Source organism: Dyella silvae (assembly GCF_026421305.1).
In the GTDB taxonomy this organism is placed as follows: Bacteria; Pseudomonadota; Gammaproteobacteria; order Xanthomonadales; family Rhodanobacteraceae; genus Dyella; species Dyella silvae.
The window spans coordinates 254,279-271,116 of the sequence record NZ_JAPJBQ010000007.1 but is presented as its reverse complement, the minus strand read 5'-3'; the positions used below and the strand labels follow the sequence as shown (position 1 = coordinate 271,116).

The following is a 16,838-nucleotide window of genomic DNA, read 5'->3' as shown; positions in this document are numbered from 1 at the left end:
CACCTGCGCACACTGTCAAAGATCTCAATCACTTGCTGACCGTTTCCGTTTCAGCGTTGGAACATTTCGTTCCGAGTGAGCCGCTCATCTTACATCATCTTTCCAGTCCGTCAACACCTTCAGCGAAGAATTTTTGCTGTCGTTGTTGCCGTCCGGAGGGCGATGCCAGCGGCGGGAGGCGAATAATAGGCAGGCACCCCACCTTTGACAAGCAATTTTTGAAATTATTTTTCATGTTTCGCGTAAGACGTTGTTCTCACGCGAAACTCTTTTCTTTTTTTGTTCGCGACGACGTTGCGTCGTCGCGAACAACTCATGCCTGAGTCAACAACACGCGAGCGAAGTTGCGCTTGCCGATCTGCAAAACACCCTCAAAACCCGGGGTAAACACGCGCTGCGCATCTTCAATCACTTCCGCATCGATGCGCACTGCGCGCTCTTTGAGTTTGCGGTTTGCTTCTGCATTGCTTGGCGTGAGGCCCGCCGCAGTAAGTAGTGCAGGAAGACGCAACCCTTCGGCAGGCACAGCAATTTCGGTGAGCGGCAATAAGCTCGTATCACCTTCACCACGCACTACGGCATGCCAACCGGCAATCGCTTGCTCTGCTGCCGCCGCATCATGGAAACGTGTGGCCAGTTCGCGCGCGAGCTTGAGCTTGGCGTCGCGCGGGTTGAGCACGCCGCTGGCTACTTCCTGTTTCATGTGCGCGATGTCGTCCATCGAGGTCTCGAAGCTGAGCAGCTCGAACCAGCGCCACATGAGGTCGTCGCCGATCTTCAGCGTCTTGGTGACGATGTCGATGGCCGGCTCATTGATGCCGATGTAGTTGCCCAGGGACTTGGACATCTTGTTGACGCCGTCCAGGCCCTCGAGCAGCGGCATGGTGAGCACGATCTGCGGCGGCTGGCCGTGGTGCTCCTGCAGGGCGCGACCCATCAGCAGGTTGAACTTCTGGTCGGTGCCGCCGAGTTCGACGTCGCACTTGAGCGCGACGGAGTCGTAGCCCTGCACCAATGGATAAAGGAATTCGTGGATGGCGATCGGCTGCTGGCCAGCGAAGCGCTTGGAGAAGTCGTCGCGTTCGAGCATGCGCGCCACGGTGTGCTGGGCGGCGAGCTTGATCATATCGGCGGCGGTCATCTGGCCGAACCACTCGGAGTTGAAGCGCAGCTCGGTGCGCTCCTTGTCCAGCACCTTATAGACCTGCTCGGCGTAGGTCTCGGCGTTGGCCAGTACGTCTTCGCGCGATAGCGGCTTGCGGGTGACGTTTTTGCCGGTCGGGTCGCCGATCATGCCGGTGAAGTCGCCGATGAGGAAAATGACCTGGTGCCCCAGGTCCTGGAACTGGCGCATCTTATTGAGCAGCACCGTATGGCCCAGGTGCAGATCGGGCGCGGTGGGGTCAAAGCCCGCCTTGATGCGTAGCGGACGACCGAGTTTCAGGCGCTCGGCCAGATCCTCTTGCTTGATGATTTCGTCGGCGCCCCGGGCGATGGTGGCCAGCGCCTGCTCAAGCTCGTTCATGTATTCCTCAAATTTTCGTTGTCTGGGCATCACCGGAAATCATAGCTTCCCGGGCGGTTCCGTTAAGTGTGCGTTAACCGCAAAATTCGCGCAACTCATTGATGGAAAAGGCGTTGACGCCCTTTACACAGGGCCGCTATGGTACGCGCCAATTAAAATATTTGTACCTGGGGAACACCGGGCATGGGTGAGAGAAACGAGATCGCGCGTTCTGCGCGCAAATTGGCTATGCGCCGAAAGGCGCAGCGACGCCACTCTCACTTTTATGAGCGTTGTGCCCATTGGTCTTTCGGCTGCCATGGTGATGGGGAGCCGATTCGCTGGCACCGCGAACGCTGGATGCTCGCAGGCACGGCCCTGCTGATCACGGCTGTTTCCGGCTTCCTTATTCCCGCCTGGGCAAGCGCGATGCGCCCCGACACGGTGTCCACGGCACACGCTGTGCTGCCGTTGGCGCTGCCCAAGGCCGCCCCCGAAGTCGCTCACGCGCCTACGGTTGAAGACTGGCACATCGTGCAGGTGCAGCCGGGCCAGACGCTTTCCGATCTGTTCCAGAGCCAGGGCCTGAGCCTGACCGACGTACAACATGTGGTCGACCAGTCGGGCGACGCCAAGACGCTGCACCATATCAGCCCCGGTCAGGAGTTCGACTTCCTGCTCGACAGCGACGGCAGCCTTAAGGGCATCCGCTTCGACAAGGACGAATCCAACCGCACCACGATGCGGTTCGATGGCGACAAGGCCTCGGTGACGGCGGAAGCTCGCGAAGTGGAGCGCCGCGAGCACGTCGCCCACGGCATGATCGACAGCTCGCTGTTTGCCGCCGGGTCCAAGGCGGGCATGAGCAATCAGATGGTGCTCAAGCTGGCCGAGCTCTTCAAATACGACATCGACTTTGTGCAGGACCTGCGCGAAGGCGACAGCTTCACCGTGATCTATGACGACGTATATCGCGACGGCGCCTATCTGCATGAAGGCGAGATCGTGGCGGCGGAGTTCGTCAACCAGGGCGATCGCTACACCGCGTATCGCTTTAAGAAAGAAGACGGCAGCTACGGCTGGTTCAGCGAGGACGGTCGCCCGATCCAGAAGTCGTTCCTGCGCATTCCGGTGGATTTCACCCGCATCTCCTCGCAGTTCAGCGCGGCGCGCCTGCACCCGGTGCTCGGCACGATGCGCGCCCACAAGGGCGTGGACTATGCCGCGCCAACCGGCACGCCAATTCATGCAGCCGGCGATGGCGTCATCAAGTTCAAGGGCTGGATGAACGGTTACGGCAACTTCGTGATTGTTCAACACAACAGCTCCATCAGCACGGCCTACGGCCACATGTCGAAGTTCGGCAATGAAAAGGTCGGCCAGCGGGTCAGCCAGGGCGCGGTGATCGGCTACGTCGGTATGACCGGCCTCGCTACCGGCCCCCATTTGCATTACGAATTCCGCGTCAACGACGTGCAACGTGATCCGCAGAAGGTCACCCTGCCCAAGCCCGAACCGTTGCCAGCCGCGCAACTGGCCAAGTTCCGGTCGCAGGTGGTGCAGCCACAGCTGGCCCGCCTGAAGAGCCTGGACACCAACATCAAGCTGGCCAAGGTCGGCAGCACCAAACGTAACGACGACTGATCGCAGTGAACGACGCCTCGGCGCTTTATCTCGGCCTGATCTCGGGCACCAGCGCTGACGGTATTGACGCCGCGCTGGTGCGCTTCGAGCAAAACACACCTCAGCTGGTCGATGCGCTGACGCATCCCTGGCCAGACACGCTGCGCGCTCGCATCCTGGCGGTCGCGCAGGATGAAACCCGGTTGGATCTCGATGGCTACGGCCGGCTGGATGTGGCCATCGGCCAGTGTTTCGCCGACGCCGCGCAGAATCTGCTGTCGCGCCGTCCCGCGCTGGCAGCCGATGTGCGCGCAATCGGTTCGCATGGGCAAACCCTGCGGCATCGGCCGGCTGGAGCGTTTCCTTTTACGTTGCAGGTGGGCGACCCCTCGGTGATCGCGGAACGCTGTGGCATCGACGTCGTTGCTGATTTCCGCCGCGCCGATGTTGCTGCCGGTGGTCAGGGCGCGCCCTTGCTGCCCGCTGTTCACGCCATGCTGTTGGCCCAACCGGGGCACACGCGCGTTGTGCTGAATCTTGGTGGCATCGCCAACATCACGGTGCTTGGCGGCGCAGGCGAGGTGTTTGGTTTCGATACCGGCCCCGCCAATGGGTTGATGGATGCATGGAATCAGCGCCATCACGGCACGGCCTACGATGCAGGCGGCACCTTTGCAGCCTCGGGCCGCGTCGACGACACCTTGCTGGCAGCGCTTCTGGCTGATCCTTATTTCGCCCTGCCACCACCCAAGAGTACGGGCCGCGAACATTTTCATCTGGTGTGGCTGGAGTCCCACGCACGCCTGGCGTCGCTTGCGCCGGCGGATGTGCAGGCCACCCTGTTGGAGCTTTCGGCGCGCAGTGTGGCGGATGCGATTGAGCGCTACGCCCCCTCGGCCAGCGACGTGCTTGCTTGCGGCGGTGGCGTCCACAATGAGCCATTAATGCGGCGGCTGGGCGAACTGCTGGGAACGCGTGTGCTGACAAGTACCGCCACGCACGGCGTCGATCCGGACTATCTGGAAGCCACAGCATTTGCGTGGCTTGCTCGTCAGCGCCTGCTTGGGCTGCCGGGCAATCTACCGGCAGTCACGGGGGCGCGCGGTCTGCGCGTGCTGGGCGCGGTCTACCCCGCGCCGCGCTGAGCGCTTACACCGCTTCTTAGTCGTCGTCGCCGAGCCTGCGGTTGCCGTTCGCCAGGGTCGACGCCGGTGCGCGGGACAACGCCTGTACGGCTTCCTGAAAGGCTGCCTTTTCGCTCGCTTCCCACTGACCACCCAGGGTGGTCAGGTCACCGGGATCGAGCATCGTCTCGGCAAACAGGTTGGTTGAAGCCATGCCGAGTCCATGCCGCAGTGCATGCAGCACCACGTCATTGATCGACCACTGCCGTTCCTTGGCCAACGCTTTGATGCGCTCGGCCATAAGGTTGTCGATATGGCGTATGACGAGGTCCGGCACGGACACTCCCTCCTGCAGTCATAAGCCCCCTGTGTGGACCATCTTGGCACAGGGTTGCCGTGGAAGAGAATCGGCCGACTGGCAGATTCTCATGCCGGACTCACTCTGCCGGGGTGGCGTCAGTATCCGGGCGGTCGCGGCCAAATCGTGGCCACAGAACGGCGAATAGCAGCATCGCGGGAAGCATCGAGATCACGGTAATGGCGAAGTACCCGCCATAGCCCATGATGGCGACAAGCCCACCCGCGAAAAACCCCAACACTTTGCCAGGGAGGTTCACCAGCGAGCTCAGCAGCGCATATTGCGTGGCCGTGTGCTGCCGGTTCACCAACAGGGAGAGGAAGGCCACCGTCGGTGGGCCCAGCAGACCTTCGGCAAAGTTTTGCCCGGAAATCGCGAGCGTCAATATCGCAAGATTCCCCTGGTTTCCCAGCAGCGTCAGGTACAGCAGATTGCTGCAGGCCCCCAGCACGATAGCCACGCCCAGGGTTCGCCAGGCCCCCCAGCGCGCCACAGCCGCACCGCCGACAAAAGCACCAGCGATGCCGATCCATACACCATAGATCTTCGTAACGGCACCGATCTCGGTCTTGCTGAAGCCCATGTCACGCATGAATGGGTTGAAGATGGTGCCGATGGACTGTTCTGGCAGCTTGAACAGCAAGATGAACAACAGCGTGAGCCCCGCGATGGGCCAGCTGTATCGGCGAAAGAAATCGGCGAACGGGTCGATCACGCTCTCGCGCATCGCCATGCGCCAGCTTGGGGGCCTCGGACGGGCGACGGCCGGTTCGCGCATCATGAACGTAGTGACGATCGGCACCACCATCGCTGCCGCCATGGCCACATAGATCCAGGACCAGGCAATGTGGTCTGCCAGAATCAGCGCAACCGCGCCCGCAAGCAGCAGGCCCAACCGATAGCCCAGCGAGTAAGTGGCCACCAGCGCGCCCTGAGCGGAAGGCGGCGCGATTTCGATCCGATAGGCATCGATGGCGATGTCCTGAGTCGCCCCCATGAAGGCCACCAGCAGCGTAGCCAGCACAAAAGGCTGCAGACGATGGGGTGTGAACGACGCCATCAGCAACAGACCGCAGAGCACGCCCAACTGGGCAAACAGCAACCAGCCGCGACGCAATCCCAATCGGGTGAATAGCGGCAGCCGCCAGTGATCGAGCAGCGGCGCCCAAAGAAACTTGAGCGCGTAGCTCATGCCCGCGCTGGCAATCATCGTGACGCTCTTCAGGGCGATGCCGTTTTCTTTCAGCCACAGCGATAGCGTGACGGATACCAACAGGAACGGCAGTCCGGAGGAGAACCCCAGCAGACACATCGTCCACGCCGCCGGCTCCGTGAACGAACGCCAGACCGACGGTTTGCGCTTTGCCGGCACCGCCTCAGTCGGCATAGTCGACCGTAAACGGCGCGTGGTCGGAAAAGCGCTCATCGCGATAGATGGAGCAGCGCTTCAACCGATCGCGCAGCGAGGGCGTCACGATCTGGTAGTCGATGCGCCAACCCACGTCGTTGGCGCGCGCGTTGCCGCGGTTGGACCACCACGTGTAGTCCTCGCCCTTGGGCTTGAGCGTGCGATAGCTGTCGACCCAGCCGTGTTTCTCGACGAGATCGTTGAGCCAGGTGCGCTCTTCGGGCAAGCACCCGGAGTTCTTCTGGTTCGAACGCCAGTTCTTGATGTCCAGTTCGCTGCGCACGATGTTCCAGTCGCCGCACAGGACGTAGTCACGTCCACTCTTGGCCCACTTGGCGAAAATCGGCGAGAGCCAGTCCATCACTTCGAACTTGAACTGCTGACGCTCCTCGCCCGATGAACCCGAAGGCACATACAGCGACACCACGCTGAGCTTGCCGAAACGAGCCTCGATATAGCGGCCTTCGTTATCAAACGCATCCCAACCGAGCTCAGCGAGCACGTCATCCGGCTCGCGCTTGGCGTAGATGGCCACACCGCTATAACCCTTTTTGCTGGTGGCGTCCCGGTAGAAACAGTGATGTCCGTCCGGGCGGAACATGGCGTCAGTGAGCTGATCTTCTTGTGCCTTGGTCTCCTGCAGGCAAACCACGTCGGCCTTCTGCTGGCGCAACCATTCGAACACGCCCTTGGTGGCGGCCGAGCGGATTCCGTTGGCATTGAGACTGATAATGCGCATGCGTCACTCCTGGGGATGGCCCATCATAGCAACCATGTCCCATCCCCCCGATATCCGAGTCATGCCCGTCGATGCCGAGCTGCGGCCAGCACTTTTGCGATTGCGGGTGCACGAAGAGCAGCGCCCGTTTGTCGGCGCGATAGCCGATCTGCTGGCTGACGCCGAGAGCTGCACAGGCTGCGAGCCCATGTCGATTCTGCTGGACGGTGCGCCCATCGGCTTTTATCGCATCGAAACAGCGGCCCGCTGTCTGACAGGCCAGGATTTCCCGCGCCCTACGCTGGGCTTACGCTCTTTCTTCATCGATCATCGATGGCAAGGGCGCGGAATGGGGGCCTTGGCACTCGCCGCCATACTGGAAGACATGGCGCACCGGCATCCTGCTGCACGGGATGTCGCCCTTACCGTGAACGTCCGCAACGCCGCCGGCGTGGCGCTTTATCGACGACTCGGCTTCTCGGATACCGGGGCGCTGTACCATGGTGGGCCTTCCGGCCCGCAGCACCTCATGGTGCGGGCCCTCCCCGATTGACCTGCCATCAAGAGACAGCGGCCGTGCACGATTACCAGCGCGATTTCATCGAATTGACCCTGCAGCGCGACGTGCTGCGCTTTGGCGAGTTCACCCTCAAGTCCGGCCGCCAGAGCCCGTACTTCTTCAACATGGGTCGTATCGACTCCGGCGCTGCGCTGGCCCAGCTGGGTCGCGCTTACGCCGCTGCTGTGGTGAATTCGGGTATTCAGATCGACATGTTGTTTGGCCCTGCCTACAAGGGCATTGCGCTGGCCGCAGCCACCGCCATCGCACTGGCAGATCAACACGGCCGCGATCTGCCGTGGGCCTACAACCGCAAGGAAGCCAAGGATCACGGTGAAGGCGGCGTGCTGGTTGGCGCACCGCTGAAGGGCCGGGTGCTGATCGTCGACGATGTGATGACCGCGGGTACCGCCGTGCGTGAATCGCTGGCACTGATCCGCGCACAGGGCGCCACGCCAGCAGGCGTACTGATTGCGCTCGACCGACAGGAACGTGGCCAGGGTGCGCTGTCGGCTGCGCAGGAAGTCACCGCTGAGTTTGGTATTCCGGTCATCGCCATCACCAGCCTTGGCGATGTGCTGGCCTATGCCGGCGAACGGCCGGAGCTGGCCGCCGAGCATGTGCGATTGGTCGCATATCGCGAACGCTATGGCGTCAATGCCTGAGTGACGGGTGACCTTGGCGACGCCGGTCACACCATGAATCGCGGCACCTGAACCATGTCATGGTGTCGCGATACCGCCCGCTATACTTCCGCCGACAAGGGGGAATGACATGCGTAAAACCATTTTTGCCATCGCGATGCTTGCACTGACCAGCGGCGTGCACGCTCAGACCACTAATAGCAGCGCCAGCCATTATCGTTATCGCTGGAAGGACTCGTCCGGCCTGCCGCATTACAGCGATAGCCTGACCGCGGATGCACTGAAGTACGGCTATGACGTCGTCAATGACCGTGGCATCACCGTACAGCATGTCGATCGTCAGCTGACCCCGGAGGAGCGGGCTGCAGCGGCCAAAGTGGCCGAGCAGAAGGCGGCCGACGATCGTGCCGCGGAACAGCGTGCACGCAACGATTCCCAGCTGCTCAACGCCTATCCCACCGAGGAGGCGTACAAAGCATCACAGCGGCAAGCGCTGGACAACATCGATGAGCAGATCAGCACCACGCGCTCCAACCTGCGCACTCAGGAAAAGGCGCTGACCGATCTGCTGACCCGTGCGGGCGATCTTGAGCGCGCCAAACAGCCGGTGCCCAAGTTCCTCAACGACAACATCGCCAAGCAACGTGACGTCGTGGCCCATCAGCGCGATACGTTGGAGCGCGAGCAGACCGCGCGCGAAACGACGGAGCAGAAGAACGCGAAGGACCTGCAGCACTATCGGGATCTGAAGGCTGCGCAGGAGAAGGCGCGACTGGGGCAGTGAGCACGAGACGTCACGCGAAAACCAGCTGAGTACCTCGCTGGAATGACGATCAGAGGGGGCCATTAGCCTGCCCTCGATAAGGCCCCGGTCATGCCGGGGCCTTCTGCTTTCAGAACGGCAGTTTGAGCGCAGGGTCCACCGCCAGCAGCTGTTGGCGGAACAGCTTCTGGATGCGGGCTAGCGCCGCCTCGTTGTCCGCATCAAAGCGCAGCACCAGCACCGGCGTGGTGTTGGAAGGCCGCACCAGCCCCCAACCATCGGGCCAATCGGCGCGCACGCCATCGATCGTGGTGAGCGTGGCGTCGCCGAAACTGGCCTTCTGGCGGAACTGCTCGATGAAGCGGTAATGCTCGCCCTCGGCCATCCCGACCTTGAGCTCGGGCGTGGACACACCCTTCGGGCACGTGGCGAAAATCTCTTCCGGCGTGCGCTCTTCCAGATCGCCGGCAAGGATTTCCATCAAACGCGCGCCTGCATAGACACCATCGTCGAAGCCGTACCAACGTTCCTTGAAGAAGAAGTGGCCGCTCATCTCGCCGGCCAGCTCCGCGCCGGTCTCGCGCATCTTGGCCTTGATCAGCGAGTGACCCGTGCGCCACATCAGCGGACTGCCGCCCGCATCGAGGATCTCGCCCTTGAGATGGCCCGTGCACTTCACGTCGTAAATGACCGTGGCGCCTGGCTGGCGAGACAGCACGTCGCGTGCGAACAGCATCAGCGTGCGATCGGGGAAGATGATCTCGCCTTCCTTCGTCACCACCCCAAGGCGATCACCATCGCCATCGAAGGCGATGCCAAGATCTGCGCCAGTCTGTTTCACGGCGAAGATCAGGTCTTCCAGATTCTCGGGATCGGACGGATCGGGGTGATGGTTGGGGAAGGTGCCATCGACATCGCAATACAACGGCACGACATCGCAGCCGATACCTTCCAACACCTGCGGAGCCACCACGCCTGCGATGCCGTTGCCGCAGTCCACGACCACTTTAAGGCGGCGCTCGGCCTGCACGTCGGAGGCAATGCGCTCGATGTAGTCCGGCAGCACATCCAGATGCCGCAACCGGCCCTTGCCGCCACGCTCCAGCTGATTGCCCACGATGCGCTGATAGAGATCCTGGATGGCACCTTCGGACAAGGTCTCGCCGCCCACCACGATCTTGAAACCGTTGTACTCCGGCGGGTTGTGGCTGCCGGTTACGGCCACACCGCAACCGGTGTTGAAACGAAACGCGGCGTAATAGACCACCGGCGTGGGCACCGCGCCCAGATCAATCACGTCGACCCCTGCCTCGCGCAAGCCATCGGACAGGGACCCAGCCAACTCAGGACCAGACAAACGCCCGTCCCTGCCCACCACGATTTCCAGCAGGCCACGCTCGCGCATCACCGTACCGATAGCCTGACCCAGCAGACGGGCAACGTCCCTGGTCAACGACTTGTCGACCACGCCGCGCACGTCGTACGCACGGAAGATGGTGGGGTCGACCGTCGCAGGCGTAGCCGATGCCCGCTTGATCGCCTCAAGGCGGGCGGTTGCGGCGGGTTTGACCGGTTCCGGAGGTGCGGCGTCGATCAAATCGGCAAACAGAGGCTCGTCGACCGCGTGATCCCGTCCAACGCGTGGATGATTGCGCAACCACAGCAGATAAAGGCCACCACCCAGGCCCAGCAGTGCGAGCAACGCTGTCAGAGGCCAGCTGTGCGGCAGCACGATGTAGGCCACCGGCACGGCGGCCATCACGCTGAGTGTGCTGTTGGCCACTGGTTCGCCAGCGTTCGATTCGCGCTCCGCGGAGGCGCTACCTCGCGCCAACAAGCCCAACTCGCCGCGATCGTCACCTTGCCGAAGCTCCAGTCGACCACCCGCCGGCGAAATGGATTCGAAACGTTCTTGCAGCGGATCAAACGGCAGCGCTACCCAGACCCACGCCTTCGGGTGCTCAGGCCGACCGGCCGGAATCACCAGGCTGAGCACGCGGCCTCCCTTGGGGTTGGGCACGGTTTGCGCCAATGGCTTGCCGTCGGCGGTCTGAGCTGTCATCAGCTGGGCGGCCTTGCCATAGCCGAACGCCCGGTAGTTGGCGTGCAACACCTCATCAAGGCTGCCGCTGTACACCTCCACCGCCTGCGCCTGAGGAATCTCCTGACGCAAAGTGGCTGCCGCCTGCGTTGGATCAGCGGCGAGTGCCGCCGGATCCATGGCATGCACGATGGTTTCCACGCGGCCGCGTTCGCTGGCGATTTCCGCCGTCAGCGCTTCCGCGGCCTGCTTTTGCGCCACATGAACACGCTCGACGGCACTGCTTTCGTCGGCAATGAGCCACGTCTGCCACAAGCAGAACAGCCCGCCGAGGAGCAATAACGTGCCGGCCGCCAACGGCAGCAAACGCTTCCATTCGGTTGGTCCTACGAGCGGTCGCCCGCCGAGGCTGATGCTTTTCACCATGCCCTGTCCCCACACAGGCTAAGTGGACGTTCGATCACGGGCCCAAAGGCACCCGGATCTCTCGCCTAATTAACGCCGGTTGATCCGAAACCGCCCTCGCCCCTCTGCGATGGCGCGAACTCCTTCACCACATTCAACCGCGCCTGCGCCACCGGCACCAATAACAGCTGGGCGATGCGATCGCCCACCGCGATGGTGTAAGGCTGCGAGCCACGGTTCCAGCAAGAAATCATCAAAGGACCCTGGTAGTCGGCATCGATAACGCCCACCAGATTGCCCATCACCAAGCCATGTTTATGACCCAGGCCGGAGCGCGGCACGATCAGCGCACACCAGCCCGGATCACCGATATGGATAGCCATGCCACTGGGCACCAGCGTGCTTTCGCCAGGCTGCAAGGTGATGGGCGACTCGATGGCGGCACGCAGATCCATGCCCGCGCTGCCGCGGGTAGCGGGCTCGGGTAGCGGAATGGTGTCGCCCAGACGCGAGTCTAGAATCTTCAGTTCGACATCAATCATCCACGCACCGCCCGGTAACGCTCGGCCACCTTGGCCACGAGCTGGTGCGCCAGCTCGGTTTTCGATGCGCGCGCCAACTCGATGGCCCCCTCGGGACCATACAGCGTCAGTGCGTTATCAGCGGCCTCGAAGCCGAGGCCGCCGCCGACCTGGTTGGCGGCAATCATGTCCAATCCCTTGCGCTTGAGTTTGTCGCGGGCGTATCGCTCCACATCATGCGTTTCCGCGGCGAATCCGACCAAGAAGGGGCGCACGGTTTGCGCAGCCAAGGTGGCGAGAATGTCCGGGTTTTCGGCCAGATGCAGTTCGAGCGGCGCGCCGTCGTGCTTTTTGAGCTTGTGGTCAGCCACTTCCGCAGGCCGGTAATCGCCCACGGCAGCCGCACCAATATAAATGTCCGCGCCGGATGCGGCCGCTACCACCGCATCGCGCATCTGAGCGGCGCTGCGCACGTCGATCCGTCGCAGGACGCCAGGCGGCGTGGCCAGGCTCACTGGGCCGGCGACCAGGATCACCTCGGCGCCCGCCTGTGCGGCAGCTTCTGCCACGGCGAAACCCATGCGACCGGAGCTGCGATTGCCGATGAAGCGAACCGGATCGATATCTTCATAAGTGGGGCCCGCGCTGACCACCACCTTCAGCCCTTGCAGAACCGGATGGCCAAAGGAGGCGACGATGGCCGCACGCAACTCCAGTGGCTCCAGCATGCGGCCGGAGCCGATATCGCCACAGGCCTGATCGCCCGACGCAGGACCCAGCAGCTGCACGCCGCGCTGGCGCAGCGTATCGATGTTCGCCTGCACCGCCGCATGCGCCCACATCTGCTGGTTCATGGCCGGTGCCACATACACGGGCGCCGCACTGGCCAGACACACGGTGGTGAGCAGGTCATTGGCCATGCCATGGGCGAGACGGGCGATCAGGTCGGCGCTGGCCGGCGCAATCACAATGCGTTCGGCCCAACGCGCCAGCTCAATGTGCCCCATGGCCGCCTCAGCCTCGGAATCCCACAGACTCATGCGCACCGGTTGACCCGATAGCGCCTGGAACGTGGTGGCGCTGACAAAATGCGTGGCGCCTTCGGTCATCACCACGCGCACCTCGGCATCGAGGTCGCGCAGGCGACGAACCAGCTCGCAAGACTTGTAGGCGGCGATGCCACCCGACACGCCAAGCAGGATGCGGCGTTGGGCAAGACTCATGGTGTAGGCCTGACAAACGTGTTTGGCCCGGTAGCTTACCGGAATCGCCAGGCTGGCTCGGTGACCGGACAGCTAATTCATACCCGGATTCCTGCGACGGACAACCTGCCTTCCGGCACAGCCCACGCGATATCCATGGCAGCCCTGACCGCAAGCCCGGCCATTGGCCGATGGGCTTCCTCCCGCCCGGCGGGCAAGCTGCCGGAATGAGCATTCGTGAATGGCCAGAACTGGAACGCCCCCGGGAGAAACTGATCGCGCGCGGTTGCGCCGCGCTGTCAGATGCCGAGCTGATCGCCGTGCTGCTGGGCAGCGGCGTCCCCGGGAAAGACGCCATAGCGCTGGGTCGGGAACTCCTCGGCACCAGCGGTGGCCTGAGTGCATTACTTGGCAATCCCGGGGGCGTCGCTCAATTACGCGGCATCGGACCGGCGAAGCGGGCCCGCCTGATCGCCGCCCTGGAGCTGGCCCGCCGCTCCTTGGCAGAGCAGCTGACCGAGCGGCCCACCCTGGGCAACCCCACTGACAGCGGCGACTATCTGCGCGCCCAGCTGCGCCACCTGCCCTACGAGGTGTTCGGCTGTCTGTTCCTCGACAACAGGCATCGCGTACTCGCGTTCGAGGAGCTGTTTCGCGGCACGCTGGATGGCGCCAGCGTGCACCCGCGCGAAGTGGTGCGAGCGTGCATGCGCCATAACGCCGCCGCGGTGATCTTTGCCCATAACCACCCTTCAGGCGTGGCAGAGCCCAGCCCCGCGGATCGAGCGCTCACCCACGAACTGCAGGCCGTGTTGCAGCTGATAGGGGTTCGGGTGCTGGATCACCTGGTGATCGGCATTGGCGTCCCGGTATCTATGGCGGCACGGGGGCTGCTGTAGGAGCCCGGAGGCCATAAAAAAGCAACGGCGCGGGGGGAGATCCGCGCCGTCAGGCCGTTTTGTGGGGAGAGATGGAGCCACGGCAGGCTCCCGTCCCCAGCCAGCGGGGAGGTGCCGGGGGGACGGAAGTCAGTGTGGCAGTGCCGCATGACAGAGGCATGACGTCAGGCCAGTCAGGGCCCATACCGTCGGGCATGTCTTGACCATCCACGACTTATGCACATTCGGCCTGCAACGGCACTTTCCAGTCATTTGCTCCAGGGGGCGTCACGTGTGACTTCGATGTTGTTGTTTGTATTGTCTTTTTTTCTTTACATCTCGGTTTCCGCCGCGTTTTGCACGTGACACCTCCAGCGAAGCTCACGCTTTCTCACAGACTTATCCACAGACTTTTCCTCCGCAGCGCAACACGCTGTTTTGGCCTGCGGAGGCCGGCCGCTGAGGCGCCGGTCTGATAGGATTGGGGGTTCCATCGTCGCCTGACCCCATACCGTGAAAGAACAGCTGCGCGAACTGCTGCTGCAGGCTATTCGTACCCTGCAGAACGACTCCACCCTGCCCGCCGACCTCGAAGTACCGAACTTCGTGATCGAGCGCACGCGCAGCCGGGAGCATGGTGACTTTGCCGCCAACGCCGCGATGCTGCTGGCCAAGCCGGCCCGCGCCAAGCCGCGCGAACTGGCCGAGAAGCTGGTCGCCGCCCTGCCGGCCAACGCACTGGTGGGCAAGGTCGACATTGCCGGCCCCGGCTTCATCAACTTCTTCCTCGCCCCGGGCGCCTATCACGCCGAAGTGAGCCGTGTGCTCACCGGCGGCAACGCCTACGGCCGCAGCACCAGCGGCAAGGGCGTCACGGCCGGCGTGGAGTTTGTCTCCGCCAACCCGACCGGTCCGCTGCACGTCGGTCACGGCCGCAACGCCGTGTTGGGCGACTGCATCGCCCGCGTGCTGGATGCCACCGGCTGGAATGTGAAGCGCGAGTTCTACTACAACGACGCCGGCGTACAGATCCAAAACCTGGCCATCTCCACACAGGCCCGCGCCCGCGGCCTGACGCCGAACGACGCCGGCTGGCCGGAAGACGGCTACCGCGGCGACTACATCGCCGACGTGGCGCAGGCCTACCTCAACGGCGACAGCGTCGAAGTGGAAGGCCATGTGGTCACCGGCGCCAAGAACGCCGACGATCTGGAAGCCATCCGCCACTTCGCCGTGGCCTACCTGCGCCGCGAGCAGAACCTGGATCTGGCCGCCTTCGGTGTCGGCTTCGACGTGTACTACCTGGAATCCTCGCTCTACACCCAGCGCAAGGTGGAAGAGACCGTGAGCAAGCTGGTCGCCCACGGCCACACCTACGAGGAAGGCGGCGCCCTGTGGCTGCGCAGCACCGACTACGGTGACGACAAAGACCGCGTGATGCGCAAGTCCGACGGCACCTATACCTATTTCGTGCCAGACGTCGCCTACCACATGACCAAGTGGCAGCGCGGCTACGTCAACGCCGTGACCGTGCTCGGCTCCGACCACCACGGTTCGCTGGCCCGCGTGAAGGCCGGCCTGCAGGCGCTGGACGAAGGCATCCCCAAGGGCTACCCGAACTACGTGCTGTACCAGATGGTGACGGTGATGCGCGGCGGCGAAGAGGTAAAACTCTCCAAGCGCGCCGGCAGCTACCTCACCCTGCGTGACCTCATCGAGGAAGCCGGCCGCGACGCCACCCGCTACTTCCTGATCGCCCGCAAGGCCGATTCCCAGCTCGTGTTCGACATCGACCTGGCCCGCTCGCAGAGCAACGACAACCCGGTCTACTACATCCAGTACGCCCACGCCCGCGTCTGCCGCGTGCTGGAAGAGCTGGCCGAGCGTGGCTTGCCGGCGGTCGACACGCAGGCCAGCGTCAACCAGCTGGCGCGCCTGGACACCGAGCATGAGCAGGCCCTGTTCACCGAGCTGTCCCGCTACCCCGAAGTGGTGGAAGCCGCCGCCGCCAATCTGGAACCGCACCTGATCGCGCAATATCTGCGCGAACTCGCCGGCGCCCTCCACAGTTACTATCACGAGCACAAGTGGATCGTGGACGACGCCGAGTTGCGCAACGCGCGCATCACGCTGGTGCTCGCCACGCGCCAGGTGATTCGTAACGGCTTGGATTTGCTGGGACTCAGTGCCCCGGAGAAGATGTAAATGGCAGCACGCAAGGGCAAAGGCCGACAGGCCGTCCGCAACAACAGCGGCGGTATGCCCGGCTGGGGCTGGGCCGTTATCGGCATCGCGATCGGCGCGGGACTCATGTTTGCCATGAGCGGCCGCCTGCCGATGGCGCCGCGCGGCAACCAGGGCCCGCAGCCGAACGCGCAGGCCACCGCACAGCGCGGCAGCGACGCCGGTGCTGCCGCCAATGAATCGACGTCGGCCACCGACAGCGCCCCCGCCCCGAAGAAGCCGCAATTCGACTTCTATTCCGTGCTGTCCGAAAAGGAAGTGCGTATTCCGGATGCGGTCATCAGCGCGCAAGCCAAGGCCGAGCAGCAGCAGAAGCAGCAGGCGGCCCAGCAGGCCGCGCAGGCTGCCGCTCAGCAACAGGCAGCCGCTGCGCAGAAGCCGGCACCGGGCCCAGCTGCCGTGTCCGAAGCAGTGACCCCCGCACCCGAGTCAGCCGTCCATGCATCGGCACCACCGGCTGCCGGACCCGCTAACTCCTCCGGCGCTGGCTATCTGCTGCAGGTAGGTGCCTTCCCGAGCGCCGCCGACGCCGAGACGCTGAAAGCCAAGCTCGCCATGCAGGGTTTTGTCGCCAACGTGGCCTCGGTCAGCGTCAACGGCCAGACCTATAACCGCGTGCGCCTCGGCCCGTTCCATTCCGCCACGGAACTGGAATCAACGAAGCAGCGCCTCGCTTCCGCGGGCATTAATGCCATTGCGTTGAAGGAAGGCCGGTAAGCCGCCCCCTCTCGACTCACTGCACAAGAAAAGGCCGTGTCTCGCGACACGGCCTTTTTATTTGCTCACTCGATATAACAGATAACACCTGGGCCATGGAGAAGCGGACAGCGCTCACACTGCCCGCCT

General features: G+C 63.3%; 15 protein-coding genes. 8 read left to right on the top strand and 7 right to left on the bottom strand.

Annotation, left to right across the window (positions count from 1 at the left end; all coding sequences use genetic code 11):
• Positions 1 to 313: 313 nt before the first annotated feature.
• Positions 314 to 1,525 carry a tyrosine--tRNA ligase gene (tyrS, locus tag OQE56_RS16745; protein ID WP_267225790.1) on the bottom strand — a complete coding sequence of 404 codons (1,212 nt, stop codon included), beginning with the start codon at positions 1,523 to 1,525 and terminating at the stop codon, positions 314 to 316.
• 183 nt (positions 1,526 to 1,708) lie between these two features.
• On the opposite strand from tyrS, the gene OQE56_RS16740 reads away from it, so the two are divergent.
• Together OQE56_RS16740 and OQE56_RS16735 are read left to right on the top strand one after the other, a co-directional pair.
• Positions 1,709 to 3,148, top strand: a complete 1,440-nt coding sequence (locus OQE56_RS16740) for an OapA family protein (RefSeq protein WP_267225789.1) — start codon at positions 1,709 to 1,711, stop codon at positions 3,146 to 3,148.
• Between the two features lie 5 nt (positions 3,149 to 3,153).
• Positions 3,154 to 4,272, top strand: a complete 1,119-nt coding sequence (locus OQE56_RS16735; protein WP_267225788.1) for an anhydro-N-acetylmuramic acid kinase — start codon at positions 3,154 to 3,156, stop codon at positions 4,270 to 4,272.
• 16 nt (positions 4,273 to 4,288) lie between these two features.
• Here the strand turns inward: OQE56_RS16735 and OQE56_RS16730 are convergent, their stop codons facing one another.
• The 3 genes from OQE56_RS16730 to OQE56_RS16720 form a co-directional block, all read right to left on the bottom strand.
• Complete coding sequence (locus OQE56_RS16730; RefSeq protein ID WP_267225787.1) at positions 4,289 to 4,588, bottom strand: hypothetical protein; 300 nt, start codon at positions 4,586 to 4,588, stop codon at positions 4,289 to 4,291.
• 100 nt (positions 4,589 to 4,688) lie between these two features.
• Positions 4,689 to 5,996: an AmpG family muropeptide MFS transporter gene (locus OQE56_RS16725; protein ID WP_267225786.1), complete on the bottom strand. Its 1,308-nt coding sequence runs from the start codon at positions 5,994 to 5,996 to the stop codon at positions 4,689 to 4,691.
• The gene (locus OQE56_RS16720) at positions 5,986 to 6,756 is read right to left on the bottom strand and encodes an exodeoxyribonuclease III (RefSeq protein WP_267225785.1); all 771 of its coding nucleotides are present in this window, start codon (positions 6,754 to 6,756) and stop codon (positions 5,986 to 5,988) included. Before OQE56_RS16720 ends, OQE56_RS16725 begins: the two co-directional genes overlap by 11 nt.
• A gap of 61 nt (positions 6,757 to 6,817) precedes the next feature.
• On the opposite strand from OQE56_RS16720, the gene OQE56_RS16715 reads away from it, so the two are divergent.
• The 3 genes from OQE56_RS16715 to OQE56_RS16705 all read left to right on the top strand — a co-directional run bounded on the left by OQE56_RS16715 (position 6,818) and on the right by OQE56_RS16705 (position 8,722).
• Positions 6,818 to 7,288, top strand: a complete 471-nt coding sequence (locus OQE56_RS16715) for a GNAT family N-acetyltransferase (protein WP_267225784.1) — start codon at positions 6,818 to 6,820, stop codon at positions 7,286 to 7,288.
• 23 nt (positions 7,289 to 7,311) lie between these two features.
• Positions 7,312 to 7,959: an orotate phosphoribosyltransferase gene (pyrE, locus tag OQE56_RS16710; protein WP_267225783.1), complete on the top strand. Its 648-nt coding sequence runs from the start codon at positions 7,312 to 7,314 to the stop codon at positions 7,957 to 7,959.
• Positions 7,960 to 8,068: 109 nt separating this feature from the next.
• Positions 8,069 to 8,722, top strand: a complete 654-nt coding sequence (locus tag OQE56_RS16705) for a DUF4124 domain-containing protein (RefSeq protein ID WP_267225782.1) — start codon at positions 8,069 to 8,071, stop codon at positions 8,720 to 8,722.
• Between the two features lie 109 nt (positions 8,723 to 8,831).
• Here the strand turns inward: OQE56_RS16705 and OQE56_RS16700 are convergent, their stop codons facing one another.
• The 3 genes from OQE56_RS16700 to coaBC form a co-directional block, all read right to left on the bottom strand.
• On the bottom strand, positions 8,832 to 11,168 hold the full coding sequence (locus tag OQE56_RS16700; RefSeq protein WP_267225781.1) for a phosphomannomutase/phosphoglucomutase: 2,337 nt from the start codon (positions 11,166 to 11,168) through the stop codon (positions 8,832 to 8,834).
• Positions 11,169 to 11,233: 65 nt separating this feature from the next.
• Complete coding sequence (dut, locus tag OQE56_RS16695) at positions 11,234 to 11,689, bottom strand: dUTP diphosphatase (RefSeq protein ID WP_267225780.1); 456 nt, start codon at positions 11,687 to 11,689, stop codon at positions 11,234 to 11,236.
• Entirely contained in the window at positions 11,686 to 12,891 is a 1,206-nt protein-coding gene (gene coaBC, locus OQE56_RS16690) for a bifunctional phosphopantothenoylcysteine decarboxylase/phosphopantothenate--cysteine ligase CoaBC (protein WP_267225779.1), read from the bottom strand. Before coaBC ends, dut begins: the two co-directional genes overlap by 4 nt.
• A gap of 206 nt (positions 12,892 to 13,097) precedes the next feature.
• On the opposite strand from coaBC, the gene radC reads away from it, so the two are divergent.
• The 3 genes from radC to OQE56_RS16675 all read left to right on the top strand — a co-directional run bounded on the left by radC (position 13,098) and on the right by OQE56_RS16675 (position 16,709).
• Positions 13,098 to 13,769: a RadC family protein gene (gene radC, locus OQE56_RS16685; protein ID WP_267225778.1), complete on the top strand. Its 672-nt coding sequence runs from the start codon at positions 13,098 to 13,100 to the stop codon at positions 13,767 to 13,769.
• A gap of 492 nt (positions 13,770 to 14,261) precedes the next feature.
• Positions 14,262 to 15,953: an arginine--tRNA ligase gene (gene argS / locus OQE56_RS16680; RefSeq protein ID WP_267225777.1), complete on the top strand. Its 1,692-nt coding sequence runs from the start codon at positions 14,262 to 14,264 to the stop codon at positions 15,951 to 15,953.
• Positions 15,954 to 16,709 (top strand): SPOR domain-containing protein, encoded by a 756-nt coding sequence (locus OQE56_RS16675; RefSeq protein ID WP_267225776.1) that lies wholly within the window; start codon positions 15,954 to 15,956, stop codon positions 16,707 to 16,709.
• The last annotated feature ends 129 nt before the right edge of the window (positions 16,710 to 16,838 follow it).

Bases quoted from the DNA above. Each gene is read 5' to 3' on its own strand.
- radC (WP_267225778.1), top strand. From the start codon at position 13,098: ATGAGCATTCGTGAATGGCCAGAACTGGAACGCCCCCGGGAGAAACTG.
- OQE56_RS16720 (WP_267225785.1), bottom strand. From the start codon at position 6,756: ATGCGCATTATCAGTCTCAATGCCAACGGAATCCGCTCGGCCGCCACC.
- coaBC (WP_267225779.1), bottom strand. From the start codon at position 12,891: ATGAGTCTTGCCCAACGCCGCATCCTGCTTGGCGTGTCGGGTGGCATC.
- dut (WP_267225780.1), bottom strand. From the start codon at position 11,689: ATGATTGATGTCGAACTGAAGATTCTAGACTCGCGTCTGGGCGACACC.
- tyrS (WP_267225790.1), bottom strand. From the start codon at position 1,525: ATGAACGAGCTTGAGCAGGCGCTGGCCACCATCGCCCGGGGCGCCGAC.
- OQE56_RS16715 (WP_267225784.1), top strand. From the start codon at position 6,818: ATGCCCGTCGATGCCGAGCTGCGGCCAGCACTTTTGCGATTGCGGGTG.
- OQE56_RS16725 (WP_267225786.1), bottom strand. From the start codon at position 5,996: ATGCCGACTGAGGCGGTGCCGGCAAAGCGCAAACCGTCGGTCTGGCGT.
- OQE56_RS16675 (WP_267225776.1), top strand. From the start codon at position 15,954: ATGGCAGCACGCAAGGGCAAAGGCCGACAGGCCGTCCGCAACAACAGC.
- OQE56_RS16740 (WP_267225789.1), top strand. From the start codon at position 1,709: ATGGGTGAGAGAAACGAGATCGCGCGTTCTGCGCGCAAATTGGCTATG.
- OQE56_RS16700 (WP_267225781.1), bottom strand. From the start codon at position 11,168: ATGGTGAAAAGCATCAGCCTCGGCGGGCGACCGCTCGTAGGACCAACC.
- OQE56_RS16705 (WP_267225782.1), top strand. From the start codon at position 8,069: ATGCGTAAAACCATTTTTGCCATCGCGATGCTTGCACTGACCAGCGGC.